This window comes from Nissabacter archeti, from assembly GCF_018257325.1.
In the GTDB taxonomy this organism is placed as follows: Bacteria; Pseudomonadota; Gammaproteobacteria; order Enterobacterales; family Enterobacteriaceae; genus Chimaeribacter; species Chimaeribacter arupi.
Window position 1 is genome coordinate 1 of record NZ_JAERKB010000010.1, and the last position, 14749, is coordinate 14749.

The window sequence follows — 14749 nt, forward strand, 5'->3', positions numbered from 1 at the left end:
GGGTCGAGGGCCTTATCGGTGCAGGTAAACGTGAGGGTGTAGCAGAAGGGCCGGCTCAGGGCCTCCTCCGCGGTCAGACCCAGCATATCCAGCTCCGCGGTGCAGCCGCGCACGCGCAGCAGATGGTGGCGGTGGTCGAAGAATATCGGGGGGTTCTTTTTCATTATTCATCTTCCTTATCGATAACTTCCCCATCAAACGCCAGCACAATGCCCTCTGTTTCCTCCCAGCCCAGGGTCAGGTGGGTGGTGGGCTGCTGCGCGGCGCGGCGTTGCAGCAACTGCTGGCTCAGTACCGGTAAAATCTGCTGGTTGAGCAGGCTGTCGATATTGCGCGCCCCGGTGTCCGGCAGCAGGCAGGCGGCAACCAGCGTGTCATACAGGCTCTCCTCAATATGGCAGTGCAGACCGTAGTGCCGGGTCAGGCGGCCGGCCACCTGCGCGAGCTTCATCGCCACGATAGTGCGCAGGGCAGCGGCGTTCAGTGGGCGGTAAATCAGCGTCTGGAAGCGCGCCAGCAGCGCAGGCTGGAAGTGGTCACGCAGCAGCGGGCGCAGCAATTCATGCAGCTCGCCGTCGCCGGCGTCCGGCTGTTCGTCAAGCAACTGCATCAGCAGGTCGCTGCCGAGGTTGGCGGTCATCAGGATCACTGTGTGGCGAAAATCGATTTCCCGACCTTCGCCGTCGCGCATAAAGCCGCGGTCAAACACCTGGTAGAACAGGTTCAGCACGTCGCGGTGCGCCTTCTCTACCTCATCCAGCAGCACCACGCTGTAGGGGCGTTTGCGGACCGCCTCGGTCAGCACGCCGCCCTGGCCGTAGCCGACATACCCCGGCGGGGAGCCCTTGAGCTGGGAGACGGTGTGGGCTTCCTGATATTCGCTGAGGTTAATGGTAATCAGGGATTTCTCGCCGCCGAACAGGCTGTCCGCCAGTGCCAGCGCGGTCTCGGTTTTCCCGGTGCCGCTCGGGCCGACCAGCAGGAACACCCCCAGCGGGCCATTCTCCGGCGTCAGGCCGGTCTTCGCCGCCCGCAGGCGCTGGGCCAGGCCGCTGAGTGCGGTATCCTGCCCCACTACCCGGTTACCCAGGTGCTGTTCGAGGTAAAGCAGGTCGGTCTGTTCATCTTTCAGCAGGCTTGAGAGCGGCACGCCGGTCCAGTCGGCAATCACGCCGGCCACGGTGCGCACATCCACATCCAGCGACAGCAGCGGCGCACTGCCCTGCACCTGCAGCAGCTCTGCCTGCAGCGCCGCCAGGTGGGCCGCGTCGGCTATCTCCTGCCGCGCCGCCATAATGCGCCGGGCCAGGCTTTTCTCTTCATCATACTGCTGTTGCAACCGCTGTTGCTCCGTCGTCAGCAGCGTGCGGCGCTGCTCAATCTCCTGCAGGCGGGTTGAGCCGCTGTCCGGCATCAGCCGCAGGTCCTGTTCAATCGCCTGCTGCTCCAGCAGCAGAGCCGCCAGCTCCGCATGAAGGGCCGTCAACGCGTCCGGCAGGGTGTCAAGGCTCATGCGCACCCGCGCGCCTGCGGTGTCGAGCAGATCTACGGCTTTGTCAGGCAACTGGCGCCCGGTCAGGAAACGGCGGGAGAGCGTCACGGCGGCGGTGATGGCCGCATCCCGGATATGCACGCCGTGGTGCTGCGCATAACGCGATTTCAGCCCGCGCAACATTAAACAGGCCGCGGCATCATCCGGCTCCTCAACACTGACCCGCTGGAAACGTCGCTCAAGCGCCGCGTCGCGCTCAAAATACTGCTTGTACTCGCTCCAGGTGGTGGCCGCGATGGTGCGCAGCTCGCCCCGCGCCAGCGCCGGTTTCAGCAGGTTGGCCGCATCCGCGCCGCCCGCCTGATTGCCTGCACCGATAAGGGTGTGCGCCTCATCAATAAACAGCAGCACCGGCACCGGCGACTGCTGCACTGCATCAATCACGTTTTTCAGCCGCTGCTCAAATTCGCCTTTCACCCCTGCGCCCGCCTGTAACAGGCCGAGATCCAGCGTGCGCAGGCTTACGGGTTTCAGGCTCTCCGGCACCTCACCTTCGGCAATGCGCAGCGCCAGCCCTTCAACCAACGCGGTTTTGCCCACGCCCGGCTCGCCCACCAGAATTGGGTTGTTTTTGCGCCGCCTTGAGAGGATGTCAATCATCTGGCGGATTTCGCTGTCGCGGCCGAACACCGGGTCGATCTCCCCGGCTTTCGCTTTTGCCGTGATATCCAGGGTGAATTTATCCAGCGCCGCCTGCAGCGCCTCGCTCAGACCGTGGCCGGTGCTGCCCGCCGCGTTTTGCCTCTCATCCTCCAGCACAGGGGCGGTCTGGTTCAGGGCCGCCTGCTGTTGCCGTTCGGGCCGCTCGTCAGACTGCGCATCCAGCAGCGGTTTCAGGCGGGTAATCTGGGCCGCACTCAGGCTGAACAGCGGCCACGCCCCCTCACAGCGCAGCAGCATGGGTTGCGCCAGCAGCGCCTCCAGCAGGTGCACGCTGCGGATAGTGTCTGCAGCGTCCTGCAGCGAAGCATTCAGCCAGGCGGCCTGCATCAGCGTCTGTACTTCGTCCGAAAGCTGCGGACGGGACTGCACCGCGCGCGGCAGCGCATCCAGGTGCGCCAGCAGGCTTTGCCACAGCGCGTCCATGTCCCACTCATAACGGCGCGCCAGCACCGTGATATCGCCCTCGCCCAGCTCCAGCAGTTTGAGCAACCAGTGCTCGACAGTCACGGCAGCGTGCGCACGGGTGCGGCACAGCATGGCCGCCGCCTCCAGCGCACGGGCGCAATAGGGGTTTAAACGACGAAGTAATACGGCTTGCTGATGTTCCATTATTTTCTCTCCTTTTCAGACACGCTACCGCCCTTCGCTGTGAACCAAAGCGCATAAGGCTGATGCCCGGGACTGTTGTGCTGTTTTGGTTTTGCGGTGTCGTGTTTCGATTTCGCAAACAAAAACAGCAAAAAAACAGCAGACGGCGAACCGTCTGCTGTGCGGGGTGTTACGCGGTGGTGCGTTCATTCCAGGAGTCGGAATGAATGATGTTGCCGTCTTTGTAGGTCCAGGTGATTTTTTCGTAGCGCAGCTCAACCCTTTCCAGGTGGTTGTGCTTCTCATAGGCCGGGTCTTTGATGTCATGCATTACCGGCGCGACTTTCACCAGCTTGACGTTCTCCAGCTTGGTGTTGAAGTACTCCACTTCCTGACCGGCATCATTGATGCGGTACCATTTGAACTCAGCCGATTTCAGGGTCTGGCCGGTGGTCACCGCTTTATAGAGGTACGGCGTGGAGGCGTCGATTTCCTTGGTAAACAGGAACGGGGTGTGGATACGGGTGCCGGTCAGCTTGCCGGTGTTGTTGTCAGTCGGGATATACAGGTCATGCTCCTGCGCCACGATCTCAATGCTGCCTTCACGGTCTTTGACATCCACACAGCCTTTGATGTCTGCACCGCCGTCGTCTTTGAGCCACAAATAGACTGGAATTGCCATGAGTTACTTCTCCATTTTTTGAGTTAACGCATCACCCAGAGCCGGTGATACGGTGGTTGCGCCGGTGACCTGACAGGCATCCGCCTGCGGTACCAGGCTGATTTCGACCCGGCGGTTGGCCGCCCGGCCCGCCTCCGTGTCATTGGTGTCATGCGGGCGGCTTTCGCCGTAGCCCTGCACTGCAAAGCAGCTCTCCGGTATCGCGCCGGTGTCGCGCATCCAGTTGCGCACCGACTCCGCGCGTTTCAGGGAGAGCAGTTGGTTGGACGCCGCGTCCCCGGTGTCATCGGTGTGGCCGGCGACCACAATCAGCCAGCCCGGTTTGGCCTTAATCCCCACCAGGGCATTCACCAGCACCTTTGTAGAGGCGGGTTTCAGCTGAGCGCTGCCCACGTCGAACAGAGAGAGGCTGTTGAGGCGGATGATGTTGGGTGCAGGCTTGGGAGCGGGTGTAGAGGAGGGAAGCGGCGGAACATAGCTTCTTATTGCATTCAGCAGAGGCAGGCGCAGGCGGCCGCCCTGGTACAGGCCCAGCCCAAGACGCAGCGGCTCACCATTACGTGCCCAGTTATCCAGTTGCGACGCATGCGCCCGCAATACTGCGACAGCCCGTGCTTTAGGCTCGTCATCCTGCATGGCTATGGCGTAGTAATGCCGGATATCAAATGCGGTCCGCTGTAATAGTTGCCGGTTATGCCAGCCGCTGCTGCATAGGGCGGCTATAGCCGCCAGCGTCAACAATATGAACGCGTGGCTGCCCGCCCGCTGAGGCGCAGTGAGTGCATAGCCTTTCGGCAGCAACGGCAATACAAAATCCGGCAATGGGAGGGCCGAATGTTCATCTGCTGGCATCCAACCTGCTACCTGAACAAGGCCGGTCTGTTGCTGCAGCCAGTGCGCCCAGCAGGTATGTTTTGCAGTATCGGCCATCGACCGGCCCTGATGGAACAACACCGCACAAGGCAGTATTGTTGGAATATCAGGAGATTCCGCGGTGAAAACAGAAGAAACATGCTGGCTGAACCAGCTTGCCAGGCTGTTCAGCATCACCTGTTGCTGCAAGCGCGCGCCGCTTTCATCCTGAGCAGTCCAGACAGGAACGCTGTAGGGGGCATAATCTTCTTGCCAGACACGTATCAGCCCTCCGGGAAGGACAGCCTGCCATACAGGCTCAGTAACGGTTTGACCGGCGATACGACTGCTCAGCAACAAAGGAACCGTCTGCCGGGTTTCGCGCCGCAGCCGGTTTATCTGCCAGCGCAGTTCATATAACCGGGGTGCCAGCGCCGTAGTATGCTCATATTGTTGAGGATTAACGCAGACCATAACTGCCAGCTGGCCGGCCCAGGACGGGCGCAGACACAGTAACTCGTGCACAATATGGCGCAGCTCAACGCCCTCATCCACCCGCAGCCAGCAACCCTGCGAGGTCTGATATGTCGTACTGTTCCCCGGCCAATCTGCCTTTTCTCCACATACCAAAACGATCGGTAAGCGGTAAGACGCCCCCGGCAACCCGGAAAAGCGCAGTGAGCCAGCATCCACAGGTTGTCGGCCGACACGGATAAGACCGATGATGACTATCACGATAACGATACCCACACCGGCCCCACGGGCAGCAGGCGGGAGCGGTAAAAACAGCAGGCATAGCATGACGGCCAGCAACCCTGCCCATAACCATAATCCCCGTTGCAGCGCGGGCTTCATCGCATCCCTCCCGGCAACAGCGTGATGATCAGGTTGTCGAGCCAGTGATTAAGCCCCCACCACAGCGCTGCCAGGCTAATTACCGACAGGCCAATACGTACCGGCCAGTGACGCAGCCACGCTCCCATTCCCATCCCTGCCGAAGCCGGGGTCAGTACCGGATGATTCAGGGAGAAGCTGTAAGCCGGCACCCTTTCGGCCAGCTCCCGAACCAATCGCTCTCTTTCCGGTACATGCGTTCCGGTAAAACCGCCCAGAAAACCGAGCATCAGTACCCGGTGAAAACAGGTCAGCACAGCGATATCGGGTGCGGTTTCACGCAACACCTGACGTATACGTTCATACAAATGGTCACCGGCATTCAGGTTGCCGAAAAACTGCCCCTGAAGCGGCCTGTTGTACCACTGGATACACGCATCATCGTGTACACCGCGGCTTTTTGCCGCTTCATCAAGGAGTGCGCATTGCGCGTACAAAATATGCTGACGGCTCTCTGCGCTGTAATTCGCCGCCGTCAGTTGCTGCTGAATTTGTTCAATATTATCTACACAATGCTGCCAAAGCCGTTGTCCATCCCCCTCCTTAAATTCCGGCCCGTGACGCAAGCTGATCACCACAAGCCACGTTTCCTGCAACAGGGCATCAATGTCACACGTTTGGTTGTCACTCATGTTCTCAGCACCGCAAAGAGTTCAAGCTCAGGCTCACCCAGTGTTCCGGGGACATAAAACACGCAGCTTCCTGCCGCTTGCATGCCCTGCGCTGCGGGATGGGTCATATCCAGTGCGAAATACTGGTTTTCCAGCCGCAACGGAATAGCCGCCGGTACATGGCTCAACGCACGCAGCGGGATGCCCTGCCGGGAAGCATTAATGACCTCTCCTACTTCATCGGGACTGCCTACCTTGCATTGTTGCGGGAACTGTTCCAGCAGTTGCGCCACCGGCAGCGACGACCGAACTGAAAGATAAAAGTCCACCTGCTCACGCAGTCTCGGGTCGTGCAGGCGTGCCTGCCATTGACGCAGCCGTTTTTCATGAGTCAGTTCCACTGCCACCACGCGTGAAGGCAGGCTGGCTTCGAGCAGCTCACCGAGCAGCTCAAACAAAGGTGGAAAAACGTCCGTCAGCTGTTCATGCCGGTAGAAAGGGATGGCTGTCACGGTATGCGCCAGCGAAAACGTCAGCAGGCTGCCCGCCAGGCGGGCCAGCTCCTGATACAAGCACTCAGGATGCACCTGCCCATGACGCTGAAAATTACCCAGCACCGGCTCCGCACCGTTAAGTGCATTCAGCAGCCAGAACAGCGACACATCAGCCACAGCAAAATCGGCCATGCGTTCATTGCTTTCACGGCGCATGGCCATCAAACGTGCCAGCCGGGTCCGCAACTGGGTCATCAGCAGTTCGAGCTGATTGATAAGCCACGGACTGGCTTTCAGGCTTAACAATGGAGGAATAAAGGTGGTGTCCTGCGCCCACCCTCCTTGCTCATCCCGGTGCAACCGCGCCACCGGGCAGACCAGATAATTGCTGTTATCCTGTGAATCCAGGCGCAGTGTCAGTTCGTGCTGCAGTGTGGCAATCTGGCGCGTATCGTCACCAAAACAATTACGTACCTCATGCCACCGCTGGCGATAACGCACCGGACGCTCAGCCACTTCCTCTGGTTTCAGGCAGTTGCCACCATTTGGGTACAGTTGCGGCAGCGCCAGCATCACCGTAATGTCGCGGTGATTTATCTCAGGGAGTGTCAGGGTCGGCGGTAACGCATCAGCATTTTCACTGTCCGTCAGGGTGCCGTCAGGAAAACGCACCACCAGACGGCCGGCTTTAAGCCGGCCTTGTTTCAACGCATTACGGTCAAACTCAGCCTCCAGCACGCCCCAGGGATGCATCACGCCCATCAGCGCGATGCACTCGGTATGCCAGGCCGTAAAGGCGGCCTGCTGCTGGAAATGCTGTGGCGATACCATGACGCCCTGCATCCATAACGGTCGCTCTATCTTCATTGATCCTCCGGGCTTCAGGCTTTCGCCTTCGGCATCTGCGAGACCAGCGACAGGTTCACATCCAGCCCTTCAACCTGGAAGTGCGGCACGGCGTAGAGTTTCACGCGGAAGAAGCCGGGGTTGTCCTCGATATCCTCGACCGTGACTTTCGCGTCGCGCAGTGGGTGAGAAGCCTGCAGTTCATCGCCCGGATCGGTCATTTCGGTGACCAGCGTGCGCACCCAGGTGTTCAGCTCCAGCTCCAGCAGGCGGCGGTCTTTGGTGGTGCCGATGTTTTCACGCTGGATAAGCTTCAGATAGTGCGCAATGCGTGACAGCAGGAAGATGTACGGCAGGCGCGCATTGATGCGGCTGTTGGCCGTGGCATCCGCTGTGTCATACAGCGTGGGCTTCTGGGCGGAGTTCGCCGAGAAGAAGCAGGAGTAGTCGCGGTTTTTGTAGTAGGAGAGCGGGATAAAGCCCAGGTTGGCGAATTCAAATTCGCGGGTTTCCGGGATCATCACCTCTGACGGGATTTTCACCTGGTTGCCGGTGCCCAGATCGTAGAGGTGGATCGGCAGGTCAGTGACCGCCCCACCCGCCTGCGGGCCGCGGATCTGCACGCACCAGCCGTTTTTGATAAAGCTTTTCACCATATTGGCGGCGAAGGCAAAGGAGGCGTTGGTCCAGAGGTATTTCTCATGGTCCGGGCCTTTGACCTCTTCCACATAGTTGAAGCTGCGCACCGGCACGGTGTCCGGGCCATAGGGCAGGCGGCCCAACACGCGCGGCATAGTCAGGCCGATATAGCGCGCATCATCGGAGTCGCGGAATGCTTTCCATTTGATGTACTCGGCGCGGTCAAAGTAGTTGCCGATGTCTTTGATGGCCGCCACGTCTTCCATCGATGACTTCAGGAAGAAGGCCGGGCCGACGGAGCCGATAAACGGCATATGTGCCGACGCCGAGACTTTGGAGATATTGCGCAGCAGCGCCACATCCTGCGAGGAGGCATCAAACTCGTAGTTGGAAATAATCGCCCCAATCGGCTCACCGCCGGGGGTGTCATACTCCTGGATATAGGTGTGGTAGTAGAGGCCGGTCTGAACGATTTCCGGGCTGTCTTCAAAATCCTGACGCAGGTCATCTTTAGCGACATCCAGCACGTCGATTTTCACGTTCTGGCGGAAATCGGTGCGATCCACCAGCGACTTCAGGCCGCGCCAGGCAGACTCTACCTGCTGGAACGCGTTATGGTGCATCACGGCGTCCAGCTGGCGGCTGATTTGGTGGTCAAGCTCAGCGATATGGTGGTCGAGCAGGGTTTTATCCAGGCGCTCCACGGTCTGGCCGGACTGCTTCAGGCGCGCCAGGAAGACCTGGACGGCGGCAGTCACGCGCTGGTCAGCGGTCACATCTGCCAGGGCAGCGCCGTCCTGAAAATCGTTCAGGTCACTGAGCGCTGACACCGGCGTCAGGTTGATTTTTTCAAACAGGGAAGCGTAGACACCTGCGGCCTCTGGGCGTTCCAGCACCGTGGTCTGACCGGCAGCGGCGGCTTTTTCAGTGTTGACAGACATAAGCATTATCTCGCATTAATCCATTAATCGGGGAGTTACGCCTTCGGCGCCAGGGCATTGAGTTCGTCACGCAGCGCATCGCTGAGGGACGGGTCTTTCAGAATGTTTTCGAACTCTTTGCGGAAGGTGACGTTGTCGAGCAGGTTGGATTTCAGGTCACGCAGCAGGTTGCGCATCGCCAGCATGGCGCGCAGCTGCGGGATTTGGCGGGCCACCTGCTCGGGTTCAAAGTCTTTCATCTCGCGAAACGCGAGGCGGACACGCTCCTCGGCACCGTCACCGGCCAGGGTGTTTTTCACCGTGAGGTTGACCGTGGGGGCGAACTCCGCCAGGACGCTGTTGAAGTTGTTTTTATTGATGCTGACTTTTTCACGTTCAGAAACCGGGCGATGCTCCTGCCCGTTGCTGTAATCGCCCATCACCACCAGTTTCAGGGGTAATTCCATTTTTTTCTGGGCGCCGCCGGTGTGCAGATCAAGCTTTATATTAACGCGGGCCTTAGGGATCTCATTTTGAAACGAACTGGACACGATAACTCCTTTTATATAAGGAAAGAGAAGGCGCAATTAAGAAATAATTCGCCTTGGGAAAAGCATAAAAGGCCGACCGCCTACCCGCTTAAAATACCACTTAAATTTATATGCACAAATAATATCAACTTAAAAGAACCACTTTACACACTTTTGCTATAATTATTTTTTATACAATAGTAAACCCTGGTTACTATAAATTTAACCACCCTCTTACTGCTTCATTTGATTCCATAAAAACCCTTTAAAATCAAAGATATTTACAGAAATCGATTTAATAATATCATGACTTTAACAATATTTAAGATTAACAATTAAACATTAGCCAGCCTACAATCATAGAATTAAAGTATAAAAATTATGATTTAATCACTCAAATAAATAGTTGCTTTTTCGATCAGGCCAAAATTCAACTTGTTTCACTATTCCATAATAGGAAATACCTAAGATTCTTATTTAAACAAGATAAGACCCTACGCCTGAGTTTATCTCTATTTCTTCGGGAGCAATGTATAAGAAGGTATTAAACTATGCCGAGGCTATGATTCAGCATTTATAGGGTAATATGCAGAGCGCAGGCTACCGGTATACTTTTTCAGCTTCACATAATGTATCCGTTGAAAAACGATTCACCGGGCATGTGCTGTTACAGGCCTGATGACAGTCCGCGATTTCACTGCACTTTGCCTACAAGCTTGCTGATCTGGCTGCCATAAAAAATTTTTTTGCCTCACCCGGCAAACCCATAGCGAAATGACAGCAACCACTGTATATTCGTCCACCTTGAATTTGCCACCTTATAAGGACGCGCCATGCGTGTAGAGCTGATTTACGATAAACGCAATGTGGCCGGGCTGCCGAACGCCCATGCCATGATTACCGCTGAGCTGACCAAACGTGTACACCGTGTGTTCCCGGATGCCGAAATCAAAGTGAAAGCGATGCAGGCGAATGGCCTGAACAGTGACGCCAACAAACAAGACAAATCGGTGTTGAACCGATTAGTGGAAGAGATGTTTGATGATGCGGATGAATGGCTGACACACAGCGACTATTAAACGCGGAAAATGGCTTAAAATGGAAAAAAGTGTGTTTTTTCAGTCGCAACTGTTAAGAATCCGTATGACTGCGTAAATGGGATAAAATCCTATAGGCGCTGGTTTTTTTCAGGATTACTTTAGCGGCACCTGACTATCAGGCGCTGGAGTTTATTATGATGAAAAAAGCCGTCACACTGTTTGCCCTGTTATTGTCCTGCCCGCTGGTTTCCCATGCGGGCGTTGAACTGGGCGTGAATGTCCCTGGGCTGTCACTGCATATTGGTGACCAGGATCGGCGTGGTTATTACTGGGACGGTGATGACTGGCGTGATCCGCAGTGGTGGCACCACCATCACCGCCATCACGAAGATGGCCGCTGGGTCTGGGTGGAAGAGCCGCACGATGACGGCCCGCCGCCCCCGCCGCCGCACTGGCATGATGACTGGCACGACGGCCCCCCGCCGCACTGGCATCATCATGGTCATGATGACTGGTAATACTCACCGGCTGCCCTGAGGGCTGCCGGTTAATTTTCGACATCATTAACCCGGTTTTCGCCGTTCCCCCTTCCCTTTCCCCCTGATTCCCGTACGGTTTTCACTGTCCTCTTTGCGGCAAAGGCATATCAATAAGAAATTCAGTTTGTTTTTTAATGGGTTTCTGAAAAAATATTGCCCGGTAAATTTCCCAACCTCATTAAGGGAGTCGTGACTGATGATTCGGTTATTGATCGTTTTTGTCTGTTTTATTGCCGTGTGCGCCGGCATTATTTCGCTGATGCAAGGGACTAATCCGTGGGGCTGAACGCGGTAGCGGTACCCCGGTCAAGGGCACGCATTTTTACTGGCTGATGGCCGGTATTCCGGCGGCAATGGCGGTGCTGAATGATGCCATTGCCTGGTTTATCCGTGGGCGACGGTTTAAGTAAATGTTTACCGCCTAAATTAACAGCAAAACCCCTCTCTGCTCCTCCTATTGCCGCCAGGCGGGTGATCAATAATGGCACCTCTCTTCCCTGATGCCTGAGGCTGCTATGACCCTGATCCCAACACTGTCTTCTGTCTGGACCTTGCTGCTGAGCGGCTGCGCCCTGTTCTGGTTTTCGATGGTCATGCTGGCCGTACAACTTTTTTAACCGGGCAGCCCATCGTCCCGATGACCAAAACAGAGGTAATCTGCTGAAAAGTAGTAACTTACCTTTTTCATCCTCTCACTTTTTGTGACAACTCGCAGATTTGAGACGTTATGCTTCACAGCCACCGGCAGCAGGCTGATACTAGAGTGCCGGCTTGAGGTATTCCTGAATACCGCAGCCAGGTAGCAATAATGCCGCCGGTTGTATTCAGGCCATCAATGTTCAAGGATGAGAAATGATTAAAACGGTCTATCTGGATAACGTCGTCTATCAGCTTGAGGCTGATGAGCTGCTGACGGCCTGTGAACAGGGAAGTTACGCCATCTTTGGCGAGGCAGAGGGTTGGTGGGCAGTCAGGATTGATGCGCAGGGTGCCTATGCATTATCGCCCGATCCTGCTGACGACCGCGCCGCTGCGCTGGGCATCATTACCCGTCATCTCCATCACTGATTCTTTGTGGCGGTCCGGAAGCCGGGCCGCTGCATCCACCCTGCCTCTCCCGCTCCGCTATTTCATCGTTTTTGTGTATACTGCCCTATATCAAATTCAGAAACAGACAAACCCATGGCACACGATATTCATATCACAGTTGTCTGCGCCCTGAGCAAGTGGATTGAAAACCACCTTGGCCGCGTCATCCATCTGGAAGAGCTGGCCGACTACTCCGGTTACTCCCTGTGGCACATGCAGAAACTGTTCAAAGAATCCACAGGCATTTCGCTGGGTAAGTACATCCGCGAACGCCGTCTGGCGGGCGCGGTATACCAGCTCAGTGCCAGCGATACGCCGATTTTCGATATTGCGATGGATTTTGGCTTCGGCTCCCAGTCGCACTTTACCTACATGTTCCGCAAGCGCTTTAACATTACCCCGCACGAGTTCCGGCAAAACCCGGACATCACGCTGGACATTGCCCCGCCGCTGCACCTTATCCACCAGAAAACAGCCTGACACCGGCCTGCCCGGCGCTATGTAATGGCGATAAAAAACGCCCCGGCCATGGAAGCCGGGGCGTTTGAACAACGTATTACTGAATAGTGCCGGAATTATTTCAGCATATCTTCAGTGATCATCATTTCCATCAGCACGCCTGGATTCGGTGCGCGACGCTCAACGATGATTTTATGGTTAGCTTTAAAGCCACCACCGGTAGTGTAAACGGTGGAGATGTTATTGCCTTTATCTTCGATTTTGCCATATTGGCATTTGCCGTTATCGCAATGGAAAGTATAACGGCCTTTTCTGTCCGGGCCGTCAAGTTTCACAATATAACCGTTCTGGCCTTTTAATTTATCGGTTTTGAAATCGATAGCAACATTTGGCTTACCGTTACGTTTTTCAATCCGGATTGCGGTGACATCGTCATTCGCAATGACCGGGTTGGTGTTATTCAACATATTTTCAGTGACGGTCAACGTTTTCAGTACTTTATGGTCAGGATAGGTGCGCTCAACGGTAATGACCTTACCCGGTGTTACCTGGTTAGAAACATTAGCAGTGTAGACGTTGGTAATATCACCGTAAGTCTTTTGAGCACTGTAGTAAACACTGCCCTTCGAGCCGGAAAATACATAGGCACCATCCAGTTCCACCCGGTAGTTATTAGTGGACTTCAGCTGGTCTTTATCAAAGTTAACGTTAATGCGGCGCTTATTATCAAGAACATCAACAAAAATAGATTCGACATCATTTTCGCCGGCGACATACTCTTTGACATCTTTCACGATTTTGCCCAGTTCATGATCCGGCGTATCGCCACTCAGATCCCAGACAATCGCACCGCCGTAGCCTTCTTTGTTAATGAAGTTGACTTTTTTACGGACAGATTCCGCATCGTCATAGGTCAGGAACTCTTTGGTGGCGGCGTTATACATATACGGCACCTGAGATTCGCTGTCCCAGTAACGGGTAAAGCCACCGTTGGCCAGTTTTTCTTTCAGCACATACCACGGGTTAGTGCCGGTGAACTGACCAGCGTCATCCCAGGCCCCCTGAGAGGTCGCAGAACCTGCCGCAAGCAAGCCAGGCAGACCTTTGACGATTTCGGTCGGCTCGACATTGCCCCAGCCGCGGCCATAGTAAGGAATGCCGACCATCAGCTTGTTTTTCGGTACGTGATAGGTTTCCGCGTACTCTTTCAGCGTGGACGCGACGTTGAGTTTCTGGTCAGCATCATGGCTGTTGGCATACAGCGGGGCGTTGTGGCCGGTAATAGAATCAAACGCGCCGTGAATGTCATACGCCATCACGTTCACGCTGTCCATTAACGGGGTGGTCACAGCCGGGTTGATAAATTCAATGTTTTTGTGGTTGGTGGTCACTGCCGCAGAGAGCTGATAGTACTTGTCATCTTTCTTGCCCTGCGCATCCAGCTTGCTGCGCAGGCTCTGCATCAGTTTGGTGAATTGCGCTTTTTCTGCTGCGGTATCCGGGTATTCCCAGTCCACGTCAACCCCGTCGAAGCCCCACTCCAGCATAAAGGCCAGCATACTGTCTGCCAGCTTATCCACGCCCGCATCGGTGGCCGTCGCCGCTTCGAAGACGCCTTCGAAGGAGTTATTCCAGCCGCCCACCGAAATCATATTGGTGACGCCTGCGTCTTCGGTCATCTTATCGAGTTGACGGAGTAATTCAGGCCCTTTATAGGTGTCATGAATGCCGACTTCACCATTTTTAACCACGGCAAAGCCATAATTCAGATGGGTAATTTGAGAGAAATCGATTTTTTCCGGGGTAAAGTTTTTATGCGCGTCATACACACCCCACTCAGGGAAGTAACCGATCACTTTACGTTGTTCAGCGACTTTCGCTTTTTGTTGCTTTTGGAAATCAGTGGCTTGTTTGCCGGTAAAAGGCGTGAATTTGAACGTAGCGAGCTTATTCACCGCAATTTTCGTGCCTTTTGCCCAGACTTCATTGCTGCCCGGCAGTTCGCCTGGGTTAGACCACCACTTGTTGCTCCAGTAGTAGCCGTTGTAACGCACCAGTGTATTCGCCTGGGAATAGGTAGCCGTGGGATCATAATCAACCGCTTTAATCGCCTGATCATCTTTCTTCGCGACAACAACGCTCAGAGTGCCGGTAAAATTATTCTGTTTTTCAGAGACATAAGCTGACCAGGTTTTCCCATTATCACGGGAAATCATCTGGCTCTTATCAAGACCGGAAATTTTATTGGTGTTGTCATTGGCTGACAGTGCAGCCGCTGACACAGCCAAAGGTGCAGACACAGCCGCCAAAAGAATGGCAGTCGTGATCTTGCTTAGTTTCATAATTATATC

General features: G+C 55.4%; 12 protein-coding genes. 4 read left to right on the forward strand and 8 right to left on the reverse strand.

Annotated features, from left to right (window positions below):
* Nucleotides 1–163: 163 nt before the first annotated feature.
* From tssH to tssB, 7 genes are all read right to left on the reverse strand, one after another.
* The gene (tssH, locus tag JK232_RS15010) at nucleotides 164–2824 is read right to left on the reverse strand and encodes a type VI secretion system ATPase TssH (RefSeq protein WP_212589353.1); all 2661 of its coding nucleotides are present in this window, start codon (nucleotides 2822–2824) and stop codon (nucleotides 164–166) included.
* Between the two features lie 169 nt (nucleotides 2825–2993).
* Nucleotides 2994–3485 carry an Hcp family type VI secretion system effector gene (locus tag JK232_RS15015; protein WP_072933516.1) on the reverse strand — a complete coding sequence of 164 codons (492 nt, stop codon included), beginning with the start codon at nucleotides 3483–3485 and terminating at the stop codon, nucleotides 2994–2996.
* Between the two features lie 3 nt (nucleotides 3486–3488).
* Entirely contained in the window at nucleotides 3489–5192 is a 1704-nt protein-coding gene (locus JK232_RS15020) for an OmpA family protein (protein ID WP_212589354.1), read from the reverse strand.
* On the reverse strand, nucleotides 5189–5863 hold the full coding sequence (tssL, locus tag JK232_RS15025; protein ID WP_101829442.1) for a type VI secretion system protein TssL, short form: 675 nt from the start codon (nucleotides 5861–5863) through the stop codon (nucleotides 5189–5191). The genes JK232_RS15020 and tssL overlap by 4 nt, the downstream gene beginning before the upstream one ends.
* The gene (tssK, locus tag JK232_RS15030) at nucleotides 5860–7203 is read right to left on the reverse strand and encodes a type VI secretion system baseplate subunit TssK (RefSeq protein WP_072933852.1); all 1344 of its coding nucleotides are present in this window, start codon (nucleotides 7201–7203) and stop codon (nucleotides 5860–5862) included. The genes tssL and tssK overlap by 4 nt, the downstream gene beginning before the upstream one ends.
* Nucleotides 7204–7217: 14 nt before the next feature.
* The gene (gene tssC / locus JK232_RS15035; RefSeq protein ID WP_101857536.1) at nucleotides 7218–8768 is read right to left on the reverse strand and encodes a type VI secretion system contractile sheath large subunit; all 1551 of its coding nucleotides are present in this window, start codon (nucleotides 8766–8768) and stop codon (nucleotides 7218–7220) included.
* Nucleotides 8769–8797: 29 nt separating this feature from the next.
* The gene (gene tssB, locus JK232_RS15040; protein ID WP_212589389.1) at nucleotides 8798–9295 is read right to left on the reverse strand and encodes a type VI secretion system contractile sheath small subunit; all 498 of its coding nucleotides are present in this window, start codon (nucleotides 9293–9295) and stop codon (nucleotides 8798–8800) included.
* A gap of 809 nt (nucleotides 9296–10104) precedes the next feature.
* On the opposite strand from tssB, the gene JK232_RS15045 reads away from it, so the two are divergent.
* From JK232_RS15045 to JK232_RS15060, 4 genes are all read left to right on the forward strand, one after another.
* Entirely contained in the window at nucleotides 10105–10350 is a 246-nt protein-coding gene (locus JK232_RS15045) for a DinI-like family protein (protein WP_072930436.1), read from the forward strand.
* A gap of 155 nt (nucleotides 10351–10505) precedes the next feature.
* The gene (locus JK232_RS15050; protein ID WP_394853992.1) at nucleotides 10506–10829 is read left to right on the forward strand and encodes a DUF2502 domain-containing protein; all 324 of its coding nucleotides are present in this window, start codon (nucleotides 10506–10508) and stop codon (nucleotides 10827–10829) included.
* A gap of 873 nt (nucleotides 10830–11702) precedes the next feature.
* On the forward strand, nucleotides 11703–11918 hold the full coding sequence (locus tag JK232_RS15055) for a hypothetical protein (RefSeq protein WP_072930438.1): 216 nt from the start codon (nucleotides 11703–11705) through the stop codon (nucleotides 11916–11918).
* A gap of 114 nt (nucleotides 11919–12032) precedes the next feature.
* Nucleotides 12033–12419: a helix-turn-helix domain-containing protein gene (locus JK232_RS15060; RefSeq protein ID WP_072930440.1), complete on the forward strand. Its 387-nt coding sequence runs from the start codon at nucleotides 12033–12035 to the stop codon at nucleotides 12417–12419.
* 95 nt (nucleotides 12420–12514) lie between these two features.
* On the opposite strand, the gene JK232_RS15065 is transcribed toward JK232_RS15060, so the two are convergent.
* Complete coding sequence (locus JK232_RS15065) at nucleotides 12515–14740, reverse strand: glycosyl hydrolase family 18 protein (protein ID WP_072930442.1); 2226 nt, start codon at nucleotides 14738–14740, stop codon at nucleotides 12515–12517.
* Between the last annotated feature and the right edge of the window lie 9 nt (nucleotides 14741–14749).